General features: G+C 59.2%; 3 protein-coding genes and 1 pseudogene. All 4 read right to left on the reverse strand.

What is annotated here, in order from left to right; translation table 11 throughout:
• Window positions 1-402: pseudogene (locus ACQY6C_RS14650) on the reverse strand (hypothetical protein); the annotation flags it as partial.
• The gene (locus tag ACQY6C_RS14655) at window positions 403-1,260 is read right to left on the reverse strand and encodes a WYL domain-containing protein (RefSeq protein WP_427970010.1); all 858 of its coding nucleotides are present in this window, start codon (window positions 1,258-1,260) and stop codon (window positions 403-405) included.
• A 183-nt stretch (window positions 1,261-1,443) separates the two neighbouring features.
• A complete protein-coding gene (locus ACQY6C_RS14660; RefSeq protein ID WP_427970012.1) occupies window positions 1,444-1,710 on the reverse strand; it encodes a WGR domain-containing protein in 267 nt (88 codons plus the stop codon).
• A gap of 84 nt (window positions 1,711-1,794) precedes the next feature.
• Window positions 1,795-2,727 (reverse strand): DUF2493 domain-containing protein, encoded by a 933-nt coding sequence (locus ACQY6C_RS14665; protein WP_427970013.1) that lies wholly within the window; start codon window positions 2,725-2,727, stop codon window positions 1,795-1,797.
• Window positions 2,728-2,827: the final 100 nt, after the last annotated feature.

The raw sequence follows: 2,827 nt of genomic DNA on the forward strand, positions 1-2,827 counted from the left end.
CCCGAGACCGACATCATCCGCGATCAGTAACCGCACCCGATCTTGGGCGAGAGCCCGTTCCACGGGCAGATGCTGAAAGGAAAGATCATCAATCGCGGCGCGACCAAGAGTGAGTGGTTGACGGGTAGTGGTTGGTGTATTTCGGAACGCGGCCTCGAGATGCAACTTGGAGTCAATCAAACCAGAAGACGCGTCTGAGACGAGCTGAATCGCCGCCGGATCCAGAATACGGGCACCCTTTTCCAGATCCCACACAAAACGAGCTTCTTTGTCTCGAACGATGCTTGACAAGCCCCGACAGTGGATCTCGCGATAACCACGTTTAAGTGCAGAGCTGCCAAGCACCTTCCAAGTGGTCGAGCGCAGATGAATGACTGAACCTGGTTGAGGTATCACACCCATTTAGTCTCTTCCCAAAATAGCATTACGATTCAATAATATGATCTGTTGGTCTTGCGGGCGCCGGGCGGCGGGATCTGTATCCAATCCCAAGCGCCTCAGCGCGTAATAGAGCAGCGCGCGGCGCACCTTTATCTTCGCGCTGCCGCCACGCATCCCGTAGTCGAGGGCAATGACCTTAGCCTGCGTTTCTGACAGTTCGGGATGAGGAGCCACTTCGAGGACGACTTCTGAATTCCAGTCGAGATCATCATCGGCCGATGTCCCGCTTTCGCGTGAGCCACGAATCTCAATCATCCGGGAGAGAAGGAAATCCTTGAAACACTCGTCGGTTAGACAAAACGCGCGGGCGTGCCAGCGAAATCCATCGAAGGCAATCGCGTGAGGCGCAATCCAACGCCATCGCGGATCTGGACTGGAAAGGGACTGGTATCGTATCTCTATCTCTTCGGATCGCCTGATCGCTCCCACAACGGACCGAAGCGTCACGGGGTCAACACCACGGACCGGCGTCGGCGCAGAGGCAAAGGACGGAAGATTAGCGATCCAAGAGTCTTCACGGTCAAGAATGTTTTCGGCCACGGACCGTAGCTGAGCTAGATAGCGACTGGCATCAGGTTCCAGAAATTGTGGTTGGAAAGCACTGCCTCGCACATAAGTCCGCGCGCTCTTGTCGTACTCCATGTTCGCCGGAGCAAAGCCGATGTAGCGATTCAGGTCAGTGGACGCTTGGTTGACCGAGACACCGAACTGATCCATGAGGTCACTCCGGTTTACATGCCCCTCCCAGAACAAGCGGAACTCTATGAACTCGAGACGTTGCTCGACTCCCCATCGAAGTTCTGACTTGTCGTTATCCACCCTGGCCTCCCGGTATCCCAATGCGCATTGTAACTATGCGCGCCCATTTTCTGGGCCTGCGACAACCTTAGGGAGTGACACCGAGATTATCAATCGAATTTCAAGACGTTGCCTTGGAAGTCGACCATTCAGGCGTAGATACCCCAGGGGCTGGTCTTGGACTATCAAAGCCCAAAGGATCAGCTAGCTCGAACGTAAGTATCCTCGGCGATGCTTCGTCGCTGCGAGCTTCAGTAGGGCGGTCACAGCATGCCCCTCGTCCGGGTGCTGTTCGACCAGCATCTGCCCTCGAAATCCGATACGGCCCCATTCCCGCACAAGGCATGCGCCGCCAAACAGGTCTGGCTGAACGCTCATTCGATAGAAGCGCCGCATGTTGAGAGACGGGTCGATCCGCTTGAGATCGACCGTCGTCGGGAACACTTCCATTTGCTGCGATGTGTCGAACATGTTGTTGATGCCTCTCTCCAGACCACAATATCAAGCGCTCTTCGACGTTTCCACAATGTTCTATTCCGAAAAGAAGGAGGGTGCTCACGCCCCCTTCTCGAACTTCATGACCGGGATGCCGAGCTTCTTGGCCTTGTCGGCGAGGTTTTCCTGGATACCGGTTCCGGGGAAGACAAGGACCCCGACCGGGAGCACATCCAGCATCGCGTCGTTGCGCTTGAAGGGCGCGGCCTTGGCGTGCTTGGTCCAGTCGGGCTTGAAGGCCACCTGCGTCACGCCCCGGGCTTCGGCCCATTTGGCGGCGATGAGCTCTGCGCCCTTCGGGCTGCCACCGTGCAGGAGGACCATGTCGGGATATTTGGTCCGGACCTGGTCGAGCTTGCCCCAGATCAGGCGGTGATCGTTGAAATCGGTCCCGCCGGTGAGGGCGACCTTGGGGCCTGCGGGAAGCATTACCTCGGTCTCGGCGCGGCGCTTGGCGGCCAGGAAGTCGCGGCTGTCGATGAGCGCTGCGGTCATGTGCTGGCGGTTCACCATCGATCCGGTGCGGGGTCGCCAGGTCGATCCCGTGTGATGGACGAACTCGGTGGCGGCGTGATCGCGCATCATGTCCATGCAGTTGCGCCGTTCGACGAGTGTCAGGCCTTCAGCCGTCAGGCGCTCGAGTTCGACGGATTTCACCTCGGAGCCGTCCTGCTCGCGTTGGAGGCGGCGCTGCGCCTGTTCGTTCTCATCGAGCGACCGCTCGATCCGTGCCGTGGCGCGGTGGAAGAGGTTGACCTGGCCCCAGAGCACCTCTTCGAGGTCGGGTTCCATACGGGTGTCTTCCAGGGTCGCGACGAGGGCGTCGAAGATGTCGGCGACGGCGACGGCGAGCCGCTGCCCATCGGGCATTGGGCGCGGATCGGGCTCGTCAAAGGGGCGATAGCCATAGAGCTGAAGCTCGTCGAGCGCATGGGCGGTCTGGGATGCGGTGTGGGCGGGTTCATACGCGTCGTCGTGGGTGTGGATCGTCATCGGTTTCTTGCCTCCGGGCCTGTCTCATCCGCGCGACAACCCGCGCGGCCTTCATGGGCTGCGAAAGCTGTCACTGGGGACGCCCCCTCACCCCGCCTTC

It is taken from the genome of Altererythrobacter sp. (genome assembly GCF_050299635.1).
GTDB lineage: Bacteria > Pseudomonadota > Alphaproteobacteria > Sphingomonadales > Sphingomonadaceae > Erythrobacter.